Source organism: Streptomyces sp. NPDC005648, from assembly GCF_040605395.1.
GTDB lineage: Bacteria > Actinomycetota > Actinomycetes > Streptomycetales > Streptomycetaceae > Streptomyces.
On the sequence record NZ_JBEXCS010000142.1, the window covers coordinates 1 to 16,578 of the forward strand.

General features: G+C 69.2%; 15 protein-coding genes and 2 pseudogenes. 12 read left to right on the forward strand and 5 right to left on the reverse strand.

What is annotated here, in order from left to right; genetic code table 11:
* Nucleotides 1-93 (forward strand): annotated as a pseudogene (locus tag ABZT17_RS42575) (5-dehydro-4-deoxyglucarate dehydratase); the annotation flags it as partial.
* Between the two features lie 77 nt (nucleotides 94-170).
* Here the strand turns inward: ABZT17_RS42575 and ABZT17_RS42580 are convergent.
* On the reverse strand, nucleotides 171-545 hold the full coding sequence (locus ABZT17_RS42580) for a beta/gamma crystallin domain-containing protein (protein WP_356357556.1): 375 nt from the start codon (nucleotides 543-545) through the stop codon (nucleotides 171-173).
* A 27-nt stretch (nucleotides 546-572) separates the two neighbouring features.
* A complete protein-coding gene (locus ABZT17_RS42585) occupies nucleotides 573-938 on the reverse strand; it encodes a beta/gamma crystallin domain-containing protein (RefSeq protein ID WP_356357557.1) in 366 nt (121 codons plus the stop codon).
* Nucleotides 939-1,165: 227 nt separating this feature from the next.
* On the opposite strand from ABZT17_RS42585, the gene ABZT17_RS42590 reads away from it, so the two are divergent.
* The 7 genes and pseudogenes from ABZT17_RS42590 to ABZT17_RS42620 all read left to right on the forward strand — a co-directional run bounded on the left by ABZT17_RS42590 (nucleotide 1,166) and on the right by ABZT17_RS42620 (nucleotide 9,088).
* Entirely contained in the window at nucleotides 1,166-2,218 is a 1,053-nt protein-coding gene (locus tag ABZT17_RS42590) for an ABC transporter substrate-binding protein (protein WP_356357558.1), read from the forward strand.
* A 1-nt stretch (nucleotide 2,219) separates the two neighbouring features.
* A complete protein-coding gene (locus ABZT17_RS42595; RefSeq protein WP_356357559.1) occupies nucleotides 2,220-3,068 on the forward strand; it encodes a siderophore-interacting protein in 849 nt (282 codons plus the stop codon).
* Nucleotides 3,069-3,174: 106 nt separating this feature from the next.
* A complete protein-coding gene (desA, locus tag ABZT17_RS42600) occupies nucleotides 3,175-4,617 on the forward strand; it encodes a lysine decarboxylase DesA (RefSeq protein ID WP_356357560.1) in 1,443 nt (480 codons plus the stop codon).
* The gene (locus tag ABZT17_RS42605; RefSeq protein WP_356357561.1) at nucleotides 4,601-5,887 is read left to right on the forward strand and encodes a lysine N(6)-hydroxylase/L-ornithine N(5)-oxygenase family protein; all 1,287 of its coding nucleotides are present in this window, start codon (nucleotides 4,601-4,603) and stop codon (nucleotides 5,885-5,887) included. The genes desA and ABZT17_RS42605 overlap by 17 nt, the downstream gene beginning before the upstream one ends.
* Nucleotides 5,884-6,411: a GNAT family N-acetyltransferase gene (locus ABZT17_RS42610; RefSeq protein ID WP_356357562.1), complete on the forward strand. Its 528-nt coding sequence runs from the start codon at nucleotides 5,884-5,886 to the stop codon at nucleotides 6,409-6,411. The genes ABZT17_RS42605 and ABZT17_RS42610 overlap by 4 nt, the downstream gene beginning before the upstream one ends.
* Nucleotides 6,408-8,171: pseudogene (locus ABZT17_RS42615) on the forward strand (IucA/IucC family siderophore biosynthesis protein); the annotation flags it as partial. The gene ABZT17_RS42610 and the pseudogene ABZT17_RS42615, both read left to right, overlap by 4 nt.
* Before the next feature lie 32 nt (nucleotides 8,172-8,203).
* Nucleotides 8,204-9,088, forward strand: a complete 885-nt coding sequence (locus ABZT17_RS42620) for a DUF4429 domain-containing protein (RefSeq protein WP_356357563.1) — start codon at nucleotides 8,204-8,206, stop codon at nucleotides 9,086-9,088.
* 48 nt (nucleotides 9,089-9,136) lie between these two features.
* On the opposite strand, the gene ABZT17_RS42625 is transcribed toward ABZT17_RS42620, so the two are convergent.
* The gene (locus tag ABZT17_RS42625; protein WP_356357564.1) at nucleotides 9,137-10,702 is read right to left on the reverse strand and encodes a metallophosphoesterase family protein; all 1,566 of its coding nucleotides are present in this window, start codon (nucleotides 10,700-10,702) and stop codon (nucleotides 9,137-9,139) included.
* Nucleotides 10,703-10,866: 164 nt separating this feature from the next.
* On the opposite strand from ABZT17_RS42625, the gene ABZT17_RS42630 reads away from it, so the two are divergent.
* Entirely contained in the window at nucleotides 10,867-11,124 is a 258-nt protein-coding gene (locus ABZT17_RS42630; RefSeq protein WP_356357565.1) for a hypothetical protein, read from the forward strand.
* Nucleotides 11,125-11,156: 32 nt separating this feature from the next.
* Nucleotides 11,157-12,974: a glutamine--fructose-6-phosphate transaminase (isomerizing) gene (glmS, locus tag ABZT17_RS42635; protein ID WP_356357566.1), complete on the forward strand. Its 1,818-nt coding sequence runs from the start codon at nucleotides 11,157-11,159 to the stop codon at nucleotides 12,972-12,974.
* A 107-nt stretch (nucleotides 12,975-13,081) separates the two neighbouring features.
* Here glmS and ABZT17_RS42640 read toward each other — a convergent pair whose 3' ends face one another.
* Nucleotides 13,082-13,642, reverse strand: a complete 561-nt coding sequence (locus tag ABZT17_RS42640; protein ID WP_356357567.1) for a GPR1/FUN34/YaaH family transporter — start codon at nucleotides 13,640-13,642, stop codon at nucleotides 13,082-13,084.
* 96 nt (nucleotides 13,643-13,738) lie between these two features.
* The gene (locus tag ABZT17_RS42645; protein ID WP_356357568.1) at nucleotides 13,739-14,266 is read right to left on the reverse strand and encodes a universal stress protein; all 528 of its coding nucleotides are present in this window, start codon (nucleotides 14,264-14,266) and stop codon (nucleotides 13,739-13,741) included.
* Nucleotides 14,267-14,599: 333 nt separating this feature from the next.
* On the opposite strand from ABZT17_RS42645, the gene ABZT17_RS42650 reads away from it, so the two are divergent.
* Nucleotides 14,600-14,938 carry a hypothetical protein gene (locus ABZT17_RS42650; protein WP_356357569.1) on the forward strand — a complete coding sequence of 113 codons (339 nt, stop codon included), beginning with the start codon at nucleotides 14,600-14,602 and terminating at the stop codon, nucleotides 14,936-14,938.
* Nucleotides 14,939-15,315: 377 nt separating this feature from the next.
* On the forward strand, nucleotides 15,316-16,548 hold the full coding sequence (locus ABZT17_RS42655; RefSeq protein ID WP_356357570.1) for a helix-turn-helix domain-containing protein: 1,233 nt from the start codon (nucleotides 15,316-15,318) through the stop codon (nucleotides 16,546-16,548).
* The last annotated feature ends 30 nt before the right edge of the window (nucleotides 16,549-16,578 follow it).

Sequence of the window (16,578 nt, forward strand, 5' to 3'; positions counted from 1 at the left end):
GTCCCGAAGGTCATCGGCCTCAAGGACGGCCACAGCGACCTGGACCGCCTCCAGCGACTGACCCTCGCCGCCCCGGAGGGCTTCCTCTTCTTCAAACTCGCGGGGCGCGACCGCCGGCCCCGGTGTCCCCGGTATTGCCGGTGTCCCCGGTATCCCTGGCGCCCGAGGGCTCAGAGAATCCTGATCTGGTCCATGCGGACACCGCCCGGGAAGTTCGGGAAGGTGTAGACGGTGTTCTTCTCGATCGGGTTGGCGGGCTGCCACTTTCCGTCGCCGTACCACTGGACGCGGTTGTTGCCGGTCGAGATCCGGTGGAGCCACATGTTGGCCCCGGTCATGTCGAACGTGCCGGCGTTGGCGAGACACCAGTCATAGGGGATGTTGCCGGAGTCGGTCGTGTGGACCGTGAGCGTCAGGAAGTCGCTCCTGCCGCACGGCACGTTGTTGATCGCGAACGCGCTCGGCGCGCTGACCGCGCTCAGCGAGGCGGTGAGCGCCAGGGTCGTCGAGGCGGCCAGGGCGGCCCGCTTGATGATGTGCTTCATGAGAATGCGCTGCCTTTCGCCGGTGACTCAGAGAATGCGGATCCAGGACGCGCTCACGCCCCCGGGGTGATTGGGCCAGGTCATGACGGTCCACTTGTTGATGCCGTCGGCGGGCTGCCACGCCGCGTCCCCGAACCACTGGACGCGGTTGTTCCCGGTCGAGATCCGGGTGATCCACGAGTTGCCGGGCAGCGGGAAGACCCCGGCGTTGGCCAGGCACAGATCGGTGTCGCCGTGGCCTGGCTGGTGGGAGGTGACCTGCACGAAGTCACTGCGGCCGCAGTCGACCTCGTTGATGGCGAACGCGCTCGGCGCGGAGACGGCGCTCAGGGCAGCCGTTAACGCCAGTGTCGTCGCCGTGGCCGAGGCAGCCCGTTTGACGATGTGTTTCATGGAGTTTCTCCACCTTCCGGAAGTCGACGGATGTCGGATCGGTCGACTGGCTATACCAACCGGCGGTGGAGCGGGTTGCATCGCTGGGGCCGCGTTCGCGGGGTCTGCCCTTTGGGGCAACCCGGGCGCCCTCGAAGCCTGCCCCCTGGACAGCAGCTGAGGTTAGGCTAACCTACATTCGAACTTGTCCGGCGGGCGCTCCGCCCCGTTCGAAAGCGGCCACACCCATGCCCAATGCCCGTGCCACCCACCTCACTCGACGCGGCATCCTCTCCGCGGGCGGCGCCCTCGGTCTCGGCGCCGTGCTCGCGGCCTGCGGGGACGACGACGCGAAAAGCGGGGGCTCGGGCAGCGGCGGGACGGCTGCCGCCAAGTCCGGCCCCTGGACCTTCAAGGACGACCGCGGCCAGACCGTGAAGGCCGACAAGGTCCCCTCGACCATCGTGGCCTTCGTCGGTGTCGCCGCCGCCCTGTACGACTACGGCATCGAGTCCAAGGGCGTGTTCGGCCCGACGAAGACCAAGGACGGCAAGGCCGACGTCCAGGCCGGCGACATGGACGTCAGCAAGCTCACCGTCCTCGGCAACGAGTGGGGCCAGTTCAACATCGAGAAGTACGCGGCCCTGGCGCCCGACGTGCTGATCTCCACGATGTTCGACGACGCCGGCACGCTCTGGTACGTCCCGGACGAGTCGAAGAAGAAGATCCTCGCCCTCGGCGCCCCGAGCGTCGGCATCTCGGTCTACGACCGTCAGCTCACCGAGCCCCTGCAGCGAATGCTGGAGCTCGCCAAGTCCCTTGGCGCGGACACCACTTCGAGCAAGGTCACCGCGGCGAAGAAGGCCTTCGAGGACGCCGCGGCACGCCTGCGCGCCGCAACCAAGGCCAAGCCGGGCATCAAGGTGCTGGCCGGTTCCGCGAGCCAGGACCTGTTCTATGTCTCCGGCTCCAACCTCTCCGTCGACCTGGAGTACTTCAAGGCCCTCGGTGTGAACTTCGTCGAGCCCTCGGAGCAGGCCAAGGCGAAGGGCGGCGGCTGGTTCGAGTCGCTGAGCTGGGAAAACGTCGACAAGTACGGCGCGGACATCATCATGATGGACAACCGCACCTCCGCCATCCAGCCCGCCGACATCACCGAGGCGACCTGGAAGCAGCTCCCCGCGGTGAAGGCGGGCCAGGTCATCGCCCGCAACCCCGAGCCGATCCTCTCCTACGACAAGTGCACCCCCCTGCTCACCAGCCTCGCCGAGGCCATCGAGAAGGCGAAGAAGGTCAGCTGACATGACTACGGCCGTAGCCGCCCCGTTCCGTTTCTTCTCCCTCCAGGTGGTACGGACGAGGCGGCTCGGGCCGTCCCTGGTCCGGGTCACCTTCACCGGCGAGGACCTGAGGCACTTCTTCTCCCACGGACGCGACCAGTCGCTGTCGCTGTTCGTGCCGCACCCCGGCCAGCCGGCACCCGTCGTGCCGATCGAGCTCGGGGACGGCTGGTGGCAGGGCTGGCGTGAACTGCCCGACGACGTACGGGCGGTGATGCGCTCGTACACCCTGCGGAGCCTGCGCCGCGATCCCGACGAGATCGACATCGACTTCGTGCTGCACACGCCCGCCGGACCCGCCTCCGCCTGGGCGGCCCGCGCGCACACCGGTGACCGGGTCCTGCTGCTCGGCCCCGCGGTCGCCGACAACCGCGCCATCCGCTTCCGCCCGCCCGAGGACGCCGACCTCACCCTGATCTGGGGCGACGAGAGCGCGCTGCCGGCCGTCGCGGCGATCCTCGAATCCCTCCCCGCCGGCGCACCGGCCCGCGTCTGGCTCGAGGTGCACGACCCCGGGAACATCCAGGACCTCACCACCGGGGCCGACGCCGAGATCACCTGGCTGGTCCGGCAGTCGGGCGGCCGGGACACGGACCGCGTCGAGAGCTCCCCCATGGCCCTCGACGCCCTCCGCGAGGCCCGGCTCCCGGCGGCCGAACGGCCGTACGTCTGGATCGCCGGTGAGTCCGGGTGCGTCAAGGCGCTGCGGCGGCACTTCGTCGGCGAGCGCGGGATCGACCGCCGGCGAGTCACCTTCGTCGGTTACTGGCGTCAGGGCATGACCGAGGAGCAACTCCGCGCCGCGGAATAGCAGTTGAGGCCGACGTGACAACCGTCACGGCACTCCCAGGTTTCCCCTTCATCAATTTAGGTTAGCCTTACCTAAGTTGATTTGCCGAGGTCGGAGGACCCCCACCATGCGCTCGCACCTGCTCAATGACACGACCGCGGAGCAGTACCGCCGCTCCGTGACCGAAGGCGTCGAGCGGGTGGCCGCGAAACTCGCCGCCACCGACCGTCCGTTCACCGGCGTCACGGTCGACGCCCTCGCTCCCGCGATCGACGCGATCGACCTCGACCAGCCGCTCCTGGACACCACGGCCGTGCTGGACGAGCTGGAGGAGGTCTACCTCCGGGACGCCGTCTACTTCCACCACCCCCGCTACCTCGCCCACCTCAACTGCCCGGTCGTCATCCCGGCCGTGCTCGGCGAGGCCGTCCTCTCCGCCGTCAACTCCTCCCTCGACACCTGGGACCAGTCGGCCGGCGGCACCCTGATCGAGCGCAAGCTCATCGACTGGACCGCCGCCCGTATCGGCCTCGGCGAGCACGCCGACGGCGTCTTCACCTCCGGCGGCACCCAGTCCAACCTCCAGGCGCTGCTGCTGGCCCGGGAGGAAGCCAAGACCGACTCCCTCGCCCGACTGCGCGTCTTCGCCTCCGAGGCCGGCCACTTCAGCGTGCAGAAGTCGGCGAAACTGCTGGGCCTGGGCCCCGACGCGGTGGTCCCCGTCCCCGTCGGCGCCGACAAGCGCATGCGGACCGTCGCCCTCGCCCATGAGCTGGAGCGCTGCCGCCGCGACGGGCTCGTCCCCATGGCCGTCGTCGCCACCGCCGGCACCACCGACTTCGGCTCGATCGACCCGCTGCCCGAAATCGCCGAGCTCTGCGCCCAGTTCGGGGCGTGGATGCACGTCGACGCGGCCTACGGCTGTGGACTGCTCGCCTCCCTGAAGCACCGGGACCGTATCGACGGCATCGAGCGCGCCGACTCGGTCACCGTCGACTACCACAAGTCCTTCTTCCAGCCGGTGAGTTCGTCCGCGGTGCTGGTCAGGGACGCGTCCACCCTGCGGCACGCGACCTATCACGCCGAGTATCTGAACCCGCGCCGCATGGTCGAGGAACGCATCCCCAACCAGGTCGACAAGTCCCTGCAGACCACCCGCCGCTTCGACGCCCTCAAGCTGTGGATGACCCTGCGCACCATGGGCGCCGACGGCATCGGCCGGCTCTTCGACGAGGTCTGCGACCTGGCCCGGGAGGGCTGGAAGCTGCTCGCCGCCGACCCCCGCTTCGAGGTGGTCGTCGAGCCCGCCCTCTCCACCCTGGTCTTCCGCTGCATCCCGGCCGCCGTCACCGAACCGGCCGAGATCGACCGCGCCAACCTCCACGCCCGCAAGGCCCTGTTCGCCTCCGGCGACGCGGTGGTCGCGGGCACCAAGGTCGGCGGCCGCCACTACCTGAAGTTCACCCTGCTCAACCCCGAGACGACGACCGACGACATCGCCGCCGTCCTCGATCTGATCGCCGGCCACGTCGAGCAGTACCTGGGAGAGTCCCTTGACCGCGCGTCCTGAAAACCCGTCCCCCTCTCGTGCGATCCACGACTTCGTGGGCATCGGGCTCGGCCCCTTCAACCTCGGTCTGGCCTGTCTCACCGAGCCCATCGAGGAACTCGACGGCGTCTTCCTGGAGTCCAAGCCGGACTTCGAGTGGCACGCGGGCATGTTCCTGGACGGCGCCCACCTCCAGACCCCGTTCATGTCGGACCTGGTCACCCTGGCCGACCCGACCTCGCCGTACTCCTTCCTCAACTACCTGAAGGAGCGCGGCCGGCTGTACTCGTTCTACATCCGCGAGAACTTCTACCCCCTGCGCGTCGAGTACGACGACTACTGCCGCTGGGCGGCGGCCAAGCTGAGCAGCGTGCGCTTCGGCACCACGGTGAGCGAGGTGACGTACGAGGACGGGGTCCACGTCGTGCGGACCACGACCGGGGACGTGTACCGAGCCCGCCACCTCGTGCTGGGCACCGGCACCTCCCCGCACCGCCCGGAGGCCGTGCGCGGTCTGGGCGGCGACTTCATCCACAACTCCCGCTACATGGAGCACAGAAGCGAGCTGTTGAAGAAGGAGTCGATCACGATCGTCGGCTCCGGCCAGTCCGCCGCCGAGATCTACCACGACCTCCTCGGCGAGATCGACGTCCACGGCTACCGGCTGAACTGGGTGACGCGCTCCCCGCGCTTCTTCCCCCTCGAATACACCAAGCTCACGCTGGAGATGACGAGTCCGGAGTACGTCGACTACTACCGGGAGCTGCCGGAGGCCACCCGCTACCGGCTCACCGACCAGCACAAGGGCCTGTTCAAGGGCATCGACGGCGATCTGATCAACGAGATCTTCGACCTGCTCTACCAGAAGAACCTCGGCGGCCCGGTCCCCACCCGACTGCTCACCAACTCGGCGCTGACCGGCGCCCGTTGGGACAACGGCACCTACACCCTCTCCTTCCGCCAGGAGGAGCAGGAGAAGGACTTCGAGATCGCGTCGCAGGGTCTGGTCCTGGCGACCGGCTACCGCTACACCGAGCCGGAGTTCCTGGCCCCGATCAGGGACCGCCTGCGCTACGACTCCCACGGCAACTTCGACATCGCCCGCAACTACGCCATCGACATCACGGGCCGGGGCGTCTTCCTCCAGAACGCCGGCGTGCACACCCACAGCATCACCAGCCCCGATCTGGGCATGGGCGCCTACCGCAACAGCTGCATCATCCGCGAACTGCTCGGCACCGAGTACTACCCGGTGGAGAAGACGATCGCGTTCCAGGAGTTCGCCGTATGACCTTCACCTTCCGCCCCCTCGACCCCCCGAAGGATGCCGGGCTCCTCCACGCCTGGGTCACCCACCCCAAGGCCGCCTTCTGGATGATGCAGGACGCCGATCCGGTGGACGTCGAGCGCGCCTACACGGACATCGCGGCCGACGAGCACCACCACGCCCTGCTCGGTCTCCAGGACGGCGAACCGGCCTTCCTGATGGAGAAGTACGACCCCGCCCACCGCGAACTGGTCGGACTGTACGAGCCGTTGCCCGGTGACATCGGCATGCACTTCCTCACTCCGCCGACCGACCGGCCCGTCCACGGCTTCACCAGGGCCGTGATCACCGCGATCATGACCCATCTCTTCGAGGACCCGGCGGTCCACCGGGTCGTCGTGGAACCGGACGTGTCCAACAAGGCCGTCCACGCCCTGAACGAAGCCGTCGGATTCGTGCCCGAGCGCGAGATCCGGAAGCCGGAGAAGAAGGCGTTGCTGAGCTTCTGCACCCGCGAGCAGTTCGAGAAGGCGGTGATGCCGGCATGACCCTCGCCGACGCCGTGTCCCATCTGACCCCCGAGCGCTGGGAGAAGGCCAACCGCCTCCTGATCCGCAAGGCCCTCGCCGAGTTCGCGCACGAGCGGCTGATCACCCCCGAGGAGCAGGGGGAGGGGTACGTCGTCCGCAGCGACGACGGCCTCACCCGCTACCGCTTCACCGCCACCCGCCGCGCCCTCGACCACTGGCAGGTCGACGCCGACTCCGTCACCCGCCACCGCGACGGCGTCGAACTCCCGCTCTCCGCCCTGGACTTCTTCATCGAGCTGAAGGACTCCCTCGGCCTGAGCGACGAGATCCTCCCGGTCTATCTGGAGGAGATCTCCTCCACTCTCTCCGGCACCTGCTACAAGCTCGGCAAACCGCGGATCCCGGTCGCCGAGCTGGTCCGCGCCGACTTCCAGGCCATCGAGACGGGCATGACCGAGGGCCACCCCTGCTTCGTCGCCAACAACGGCCGGCTCGGCTTCGGCATCCACGAGTACCTGTCGTACGCCCCCGAGACCGCGAGCGCCGTCCGGCTGGTGTGGCTCGCGGCGCACAGGTCGCGCGCCGCGTTCACGGCGGGTGCCGGCATCGAGTACGAGGCCTTCGTGCGCGAGGAGTTGGGCGCCGGGACCGTCGAGCGGTTCTGGACCACCCTGCGCGACCAGGGCCTGGACCCCGCCGACTACCTGCTCATCCCCGTCCACCCCTGGCAGTGGTGGAACAAGCTCTCCGTCACCTTCGCCGCCGAGGTCGCCCGCCGCAACCTGGTGTGCCTGGGCGAGGGCGACGACGAGTACCTGGCCCAGCAGTCCATCCGGACCTTCTTCAACCGGTCCCACCCCGAGAAGCACTATGTGAAGACGGCCCTGTCCGTCCTCAACATGGGCTTCATGCGCGGACTCTCGGCCGCGTACATGGAGGCGACCCCCGCCATCAACGACTGGCTGGCCGGGATCGTCGAGAGCGACCCGGTGCTGAAGTCGACCGGTCTGTCGATCATCCGCGAGCGGGCGGCCGTCGGCTACCGGCATCTGGAGTACGAGAAGGCGACGGACCGCTACTCGCCGTACCGCAAGATGCTCGCGGCCCTGTGGCGCGAGAGCCCGGTGTCCTCCCTCCAGGACGGCGAGTCCCTGGCGACCATGGCCTCCCTCGTCCATGTCGACCACGAGGGGAGGTCCTTCGCCGGCGCCCTGATCGAACGCTCGGGCCTGCCCCCGGCCACCTGGCTCCGCCACTACCTGCGGGCCTACTACACCCCGCTCCTGCACAGCTTCTACGCCTACGACCTGGTCTACATGCCGCACGGCGAGAACGTGATCCTCGTCCTGAAGGACGGTGTCGTCCAGCGGGCGATCTACAAGGACATCGCCGAGGAGATAGCCGTCATGGACCCGGACGCGGTCCTGCCGCCGGCGGTCGAGCGGCTGCGGGTGGAGGTCCCCGAGGACAAGAAGCTCCTGTCCGTCTTCACGGACGTCTTCGACTGCTTCTTCCGCTTCCTCGCCGCGAACCTCGCCGAGGAGGGAATCCTGGAGGAGGACGACTTCTGGCGCACGGTCGCCGAGGTCACCCACGAGTACCAGGCGTCGACCCCCGAACTCGCCGACAGGTTCCGGCAGTACGACCTGTTCGCCCCTCGGTTCGCGCTGTCCTGCCTCAACCGGCTCCAGCTGCGCGACAACCGGCAGATGGTCGACCTCGCGGACCCCTCGGGCGCCCTCCAGCTGGTCGGAACCCTCGAGAACCCCGTCGCCGGGTTCTCCCGCGGATCCGGTGAAACAATCACCCCATGGCGGAAATCATCCAGCGGGACGGCACCTGGGTCTTCGACGGCGACGCCCTGCGGCTGACGCCGGGGAGGGACAGGAACGTCAGTCTGCTCCGCCGTACGCTGGGTGAACTCGTCGTACCGCTGGGCGCGTTGGCCGGGGTCTCGTTCGAGCAGGGCAAGAAGGCGGGGCGGCTGCGGCTGAGGCTGCGCGACGGCGCCGACCCCCTGCTGCACGCCTCCGGCGGCCGTCTCACCGAGCCCAACGACCCCTACCAGCTCCTCGTGGAGTCCGACCGCTACGGCGTCGCCGAGTACTTCGTGGACGAGGTGCGCAACGCCCTGCTGCTGGACGAGGTGCCGTCCGACCCGGTGGACGGGTATCTGCTGCCGGGCCCCTCCGTGCCCCTCTCCGTCTCCGCCGGGGACGGCACGGCGAGCTTCGACGGCGAGCAGGTGCGCCTGGAGTGGAACTGGAAGACGGAGGACGCCAAGGCCGCCGCCGGCGCCCGCACCCTGGCCGTCGGCGATCTCGTCGCCGTGGAGTGGCAGCCCGCGGTCGGCCTGGAGAACGGGCATCTGCGGTTCGAGGTCCGCGGCGCGGCCACCAAGGCGCCGCCCAAGTACGACCCGAACTCCGTGGAGCTGTGGGGCTTCAAGAAGGACCCGCTGATGGCCCTGATCGCCGCGGCCGTGCAGGCGCGGCTGCCGCATCCGTCGGCGGCGCCCCTGCCGGACCCGGAGTCGCGGCCGCTCCGGAAGCTCGCGCCGGCCGGCGGGCAGCGTGAGGACGACCATGACGCGCTGCTGCGGCGGCTGCGGGAACTCGGCGAGCTGCACCGCACGGGTGTCCTGACGGACGAGGAGTTCCAGCTGGCCAAACAGGCGATCCTGGGGCGCATGTAGCGCGCCCCGGGACCGCCCGCGGTGTGTACGCCCTGCCTTCGGGGAGTACTACTTGGCCTTGCGCGCCACCGTGAAGTGGTCGATGCGGTCGCCGGTCTCGGCGATGCCCTGGACCTTCAGCTTGGCGTAGCGCCCCTTCGCGGCGGGCTCGACGTCCACGCGCAGGAACGAGTAGTTGAGATAGCGCACCCGGGACCAGGCGACGGTCTCGTTGACCTTGCCGTCCTTGGTGTTGATGAACGAGGCGACGGAGTCCTGCTCGTTGAGGTGGCCCTCGTAGGAGTCCGGCGCGGTGAACGCGTACAGGCTGCGGCCCGCGGCGCCCGCCGTCACATAGACGACACCCTCGGTCTCCGAGTAGGCGGTCTCGCCGATCGGGAGCTTCTTGACGACCGAGTTGCCCTTGATGACGTCGGTGCGCTCGTACTGGTGGTTGTGGCCGTTGATGACCAGGTCCACCGTGTACTTGTCGAACAGCGGCACCCACTCCTGGCGCACGCCCCCCTCCGAGGCGTGCGCCGTGGAGGTGCAGTAGGCGCAGTGGTGGAAGAAGACGATGATGAAGTCGATGTCGTCGCAGGCGCGGTACTTCTTCAGCTGCGACTCGAACCACGTGGTCTGGGTGCCGCCGGAGATGCCGAGGTTGGCCGGGATCTCGAAGGAGACGTCGTTCGGGTCGAGCGAGATGATCGCCGTGTTGCCGTAGACGAAGGAGTACACGCCCGGCAGGTTGGCCTTGTCCGGGCCGTTGTCGGGGAGCGTGAAGCGGGCCTCCTCGCCACCGTAGCCGTTGGGCGAGTACCAGGCCTCCATGTCGTGGTTGCCGTAACTGACCATCCACGGCACCGACTTGGCGACCGACTCGGTCTGGGCGAGGAACTGGTCCCACACCCGCGAGTCGAAGCCGGTGTCGGCGCTCTTGCCCTGACCGGCCGGGTCGGCGTACGCGATGTCGCCGGCGTGCAGGTGGAAGGCCGGGTTCTGGCCGAGCAGCAGGCTGTCGTTGGCCAGGCCGTGGTAGCTGACGCCCTGGTCGCCGAAGGCCGTGAAGGTGAACGGCGCCTTGTGCGCGGGGGCGGTGGTGAAGGTGCCCAGGGTGCCGAGCAGATGCGGCTCGGCCGGGTCGAAGCCCTGGTGGCCGACGCCGTAGTAGTACGTCTTGCCGGGGCGCAGGTGGGTGAGCTTGGCGTGCAGGTAGTACTGGGTGTGGTCGGCGCTCGCGCCGACACCCGCCGGGGTGTAGAGGCTGCGGACCTCGGCGTCGATCTTGCGGGAGAGGTCCCACGGGGTGGCGCCGACCCGGATGAAGGGCTTCTTCACCGCGACCGGGACCTGCCAGGAGACGGTGATCTCGGTGCGCGGGTCGTTGCCCCACGCGAGGTGCCGTCCGAAGGGGGCGACGAAGGAGCCGTCGACCGTCTCCGTGGCGGGCGAGGTGTGCTGTGTCGGCACGGCCGCCTGGGCGACCGCACCCGGCACGAACGCGCCACCGGCGACGGCGCCGAGCGTGACGGCGCCGCCTCTCATCAGGTTGCGCCGCGAGAATCTCGCGCGCAGGTACTCGTGCTGCTCGGCCATGCTCATGCGCTCGGCCAGCTGCTCCGGTACTCCCATACGAGGAATGTCCATGGTGTCTGAAACTCGTGGAGGCGACCAACGGGGCGCAAGACTCAGGATGGACAGCTTACGAACAGAGGTTCATAAGAAGGTCAACAGTCACCTGCCCGATATCGGGCAGGATTCTTGCGAAACGCCCGCCGGTCCCGCAGGATCTACGGGTGCACGACGACCTTGTTGATCATCTGACGCGTTCCTCCCCCCTGAGCCGGGGCGAGGCGCTGCGGGTGATCCAGGACGTGCTCGCCTACTTCGACGAGACGACCACCGAGTACGTCCGTCGCCGCCATCGCGAGCTGCAGGCCCAGGGCCTGGTGAACGCGGAGATCTTCGGACAGATCGAGGCGGACCTGAAATACCGGGCGGTCGCGCCGCCGGAGCTTACGCTCAGGCAGCTGCGCCGCATCGTCTACGGCTGAAAGACGCCGGGAACGCTGAGGAATACATATATATGTGCGGAATCGTCGGATACATCGGGAAGCGTGATGTCGCCCCGCTGCTCCTCGAGGGCCTCCAGCGGCTGGAGTACCGCGGCTACGACTCGGCGGGCATCGTCGTCACCTCCCCGAAGGCCGCCGGGCTGAAGATGGTCAAGGCCAAGGGCCGGGTGCGCGACCTGGAGGCCCGGGTCCCGGCCCGCTTCAAGGGCACGACCGGTATCGCCCACACCCGCTGGGCCACCCACGGCGCCCCCTCCGACGTGAACGCCCACCCGCACCTGTCGGCCGACCAGAAGGTCGCCGTCGTCCACAACGGCATCATCGACAACGCCTCCGACCTGCGCCGCAAGCTGGAGGCAGACGGCGTCGAGTTCCTCTCCGAGACCGACACCGAGGTCCTCACCCACCTCATCGCCCGCGCCCAGGCCGAGACCCTGGAGGAGAAGGTCCGCGAGACCCTCCGGGTGATCGAGGGCACGTACGGCATCGCGGTCCTGCACGCCGACTTCCCGGACCGGATCGTGGTGGCGCGAAACGGCTCCCCGGTGGTCCTCGGCATCGGCGAGAAGGAGATGTTCGTCGCCTCCGACATCGCCGCGCTGGTCGCCCACACCCGGCAGATAGTGACCCTGGACGACGGCGAGATGGCCACCCTGAAGGCCGACGACTTCCGGACGTACACGACGGAGGGCACCCGTACGACGGCGGAGCCCACGACCGTCGAGTGGGAGGCCGCCTCCTACGACATGGGCGGCCATGACACCTATATGCACAAGGAGATCCACGAGCAGGCCGAGGCGGTCGACCGCGTCCTGCGCGGCCGGATCGACGACCGGTTCTCCACCGTGCACCTCGGCGGCCTCAACCTGGACGCCCGTGAGGCCCGGCAGATCCGCCGAGTGAAGATCCTGGGCTGCGGCACCTCGTACCACGCGGGCATGATCGGCGCCCAGATGATCGAGGAGCTGGCCCGTATCCCCGCGGACGCCGAGCCGGCCTCCGAGTTCCGCTACCGCAACGCGGTGGTGGACCCCGACACGCTCTATGTCGCGGTCTCCCAGTCCGGCGAGACCTACGACGTCCTCGCCGCCGTACAGGAGCTGAAGCGCAAGGGCGCGCGGGTCTTCGGCGTGGTGAACGTGGTGGGCTCGGCGATCGCCCGGGAGGCGGACGCGGGCATCTACGTCCACGCGGGCCCCGAGGTCTGTGTCGTCTCCACCAAGTGCTTCACCAACACCACGGTCGCCTTCGCGCTGCTCGCGCTGCACCTGGGCCGCACCCGTGACCTCTCGGTCCGCGACGGCAAGCGGATCATCGAGGGCCTGCGCAGGCTGCCGGAGCAGATCACCGAGATCCTGGCGCACGAGGACGAGATCAAGAAGCTGGCCGAGCAGTACGCCGAGGCCCGCTCGATGCTCTTCATCGGCCGGGTCCGCGGCTACCCGGTCGCCCGCGAGGCCTCCCTCAAGCTCAAGGAGGTCTCCTACATCCACGCGGAGGCGTACCCCGCCTCCGAGCTCAAGCACGGCCCCCTGGCCCTCATCGAGCCGGCCCTCCCCACGGTCGCGATCGTCCCCGACGACGACCTCCTGGAGAAGAACCGCGCCGCGATGGAGGAGATCAAGGCCCGCAGCGGCCGGATCCTGGCGGTGGCCCACCGGCACCAGGAGAAGGCGGACCACACGGTCGTGGTCCCCAAGAACGAGGACGAGCTGGACCCCATCCTGATGGGCATCCCCCTCCAACTCCTCGCGTACCACACGGCACTCGCCCTCGGCCGCGACATCGACAAGCCGAGGAACCTCGCGAAGTCGGTGACGGTGGAGTAGCAACTGCCCGTCCTCTTCCGGGACATGAACGGCCCCCTGTGCGCCACCAGCACAGGGGGCCGTTCCTCCAGGGGCCGGAGTCGCCCAATCACCGGCCCGCCGCTGCCTCAGCCGGTGGCCGTCACCCCCCGGCCCGCAGCGCGTCGGGGCAGTACCGTCGGCCAGTGGGCCAGCGCGGCGGTCGCCGCGTACCAGGCCACCGCCCCCGCCGCCACGGCGAACCAGCCGCCCACCTTGGCGAGCGAGCCGCTGGTCGCGAAGTCCGCGACGGCGAGCAGCACGAGGGAGACGAAGAACAACCCGTAGGTGCCCTGGGTGAGTTGGTCCCCGCCCGCGAGGGTCAGGGTCAGGGCCACGAGGGCGAACAGCAGGAGGAACAGGCCTGCCGCGTGGGCGGATCCATGCGCGGTCACGGCCCAGGTGAACCACAGGGCGCCGAGCGCGGAGTACGCCGTACCGGTGACGGAGTCCGCGTCACGGAAGGCGAGGAGGCCGGCGACGAAGAGCGCAACGCCGCCTACGTAGTGGGCCAGTGATACGGCGTCAGCCGCCGAGACCCCGTCGATCACGTCGGTGTATCCGAGTCCGAACGCCAACAGGGTGACACCCAGGGCGAGTCGGCCGACCACGGTGGTGGTCGCAGTTCCCGCGGAGACGTCTTTGTCCACAGCGGGCTCCCTTCGTGCATGTGCAGTTGTGCGGTGACCGGTATATGCCCTTCACAAGGGCACGAACACCTCTGCACACCAAGGGAAAACGACGAGTTACGGGATCACCACGACGGGCCGCTTCGCCCGCTTCGCGAGCCGCCCGGCGACCGACCCGAAGATGCGCCCGACGATCCCGTGGGTGGAGCCGACGACGATCGCGTCGGCCTCGTACTCCCGCCCCACCTCTTCGAGTTCATGGCAGATGTCACCGCCACGCTCCACGAGGATCCACGGCACCTCGGCGAGGTAGTCCGCGCAGGCGAGTTCGAGCCCCAGCACCTCGGTGCGGTGGTCCGGGACATCCACGAAGACCGGTGGTTCACAGCCGGCCCACACCGTGGTGGGCAGCCGGTTGGCGACATGCACGATGATCAGGCCGGAGCCCGAGCGATGGGCCATGCCGACGGCGTACGCGAGGGCGCGCTCACTGGACGTGGAGCCGTCGAAGCCGACGACGACACCGTGCTTGAAGGCGGGATCGCAGGTATGACGTGGCTCTTCCGCCGCCAGGGGCTCGGCCGCCGTGGGATCGGCGACGGGCCGCTTGCGGTCCGCGGGTTCGAAGAATTCGTGACCGGCCATGGCTGTCTCGGCGTGTTGATCCTTTGTGGGAGGGCCCGCGAGCGAAGCTCGCTGACGACGGCAGCGGTACGGCGGAGCTGTGTCCGGGAATGGTCTTCCCACGCCCATACCCCCAAGGGTACGGCGCCACGCCTCCTTAGCCCAGATCTCGCCCACGGTCCGTGGGGATTCCAGGGAGCATGCACGAGGGGGTGCCCGTAACGCAATGGTTGCTGCGCTGTACAGGCGGTTCGCACAGGATTCACTTCACTGTGGATCACCGGGGCCGGGCGTACAGTGACCGACCGGTCGAACAGGCGTTGAACCCCGTGACCCACGTCCCAGGGAGCACGTATGCCAGGACCGCACCCGCGCACCACCCCCGAAACCTCCCGCACCACCAGCACGCCCCAGGACTCGGCGACCGATGTCGTCCGCTGGGCCGCCTTCAGCTGTGTCCTGGTCCCCGTGGTTCTCCTCTGGTACGGCGGCTCGCTCGCCGGCGCGGCGGGAACCGCCCTGGGCCTCGCCGCCGTCACCGCTGTGTGCCGGCTGCTGCTGCGGCAGTCGGAGAGGGGGGCGGCCCGGCTGTACGCCGAGGAGGCCGCACCCCGGCGCGGGCACCGCCACCGAACCGGTTCGGGTGCCCGCAGAGGCGGGCGTCACACCGGTGGAGGTACACCGGTCGGCTGACCGGTTTCCGCGCACGCGCCCGGCGGTTTTCAGCCAACTTCCGGCCATGGCGCATCCCCGCCCCCGACCACCCCCCAACCCCCGTTCGACCTGCACGGACAGGGGGTGCGGGGCCCGTCGTACCCTATGGGGATTGGCCACCGCGACGAGGCGCACTTCCCTGCACGGCCCGCGAGTGCAACGCTTCGTGATCGAATGCTTCACGCCAAGTTGCCATGTCGACAATGTGCCGGTTGCCGAACTGGTCACCCCGGCACCACGCGACACAGTAGATTCGATCTTGACGTCTTACGGCGGGGGACTCGTGCAGGACCGAGGGGAAACGTGCAGGAGCGACACAACCGAGGAGCCGCGACCACCGAGGGGGGCTTAGCAGTATGAGCCACGACTCCACTGCCGCGCCGGAAGCCGCGGCCCGGAAGCTTTCCGGGCGACGCCGCAAGGAGATCGTCGCGGTGCTGCTGTTCAGCGGCGGCCCCATCTTCGAGAGTTCCATTCCGTTGTCGGTGTTCGGGATCGACCGCCAGGACGCCGGCGTGCCGCGCTACCGCCTGTTGGTGGCAGCCGGCGAGGAGGGCCCCCTGCGGACCACAGGGGGCCTGGAACTCACCGCGCCACATGGCCTGGAAGCGATCTCACGCGCCGGGACGGTCGTCGTACCGGCCTGGCGTTCGATCACTTCCCCGCCGCCGGAGGAGGCGCTCGACGCTCTGCGCCGGGCGCACGAGGAAGGCGCCCGCATCGTCGGGCTGTGCACCGGCGCCTTCGTCCTGGCCGCGGCGGGCCTGCTGGACGGCCGCCCCGCGACAACGCACTGGATGTACGCACCGACGCTGGCCAAGCGCTATCCGTCGGTGCACGTGGATCCGAGAGAGCTCTTCGTCGACGACGGAGACGTACTGACATCGGCGGGCACGGCGGCCGGAATCGATCTCTGCCTCCACATCGTCCGCACCGACCACGGCAACGAGGCGGCCGGCGCCCTGGCCCGCCGTCTCGTCGTCCCACCGCGCCGGTCGGGAGGCCAGGAACGCTACCTGGACCGCTCTTTACCCGAGGAGATCGGCGCCGACCCGCTCGCCGAGGTCGTCGCCTGGGCGCTGGAGCACCTGCACGAGCAGTTCGACGTCGAGACGCTGGCGGCGCGCGCGTACATGAGCCGCCGCACCTTCGACCGCCGGTTCCGCTCGCTGACGGGTTCGGCACCGCTCCAGTGGCTGATCACCCAACGAGTGCTCCAGGCCCAGCGTCTGCTGGAGACCTCCGACTACTCGGTCGACGAGGTGGCGGGCCGCTGCGGCTTCCGCTCACCGGTGGCCCTGCGCGGCCACTTCCGCCGCCAGCTGGGGTCGTCCCCGGCCGCCTACCGAGCCGCGTACCGGGCCCGCCGCCCGCAGAGCGACCGGCCGTCCGACGTGGAGCCCACCCCGGGCCCCTCGCTGTCCGGCCCTTCCCTGCACCCGGAGAGCCCGGTCCCCCTGCAGACCCGCCGCACGGCGGCGGGCGCGGTCGGCTCGGGCGCGTCCCTGACGGCGGCGGCAGCGGAGAACGGCCGCGAGGCCTATGTCACGAGCCGGGCGAGTCTGCCGGGGCAGCGCAGCGGGTCGTGAGATCGACGCGGCGCACCAGGGGGCTGCCGC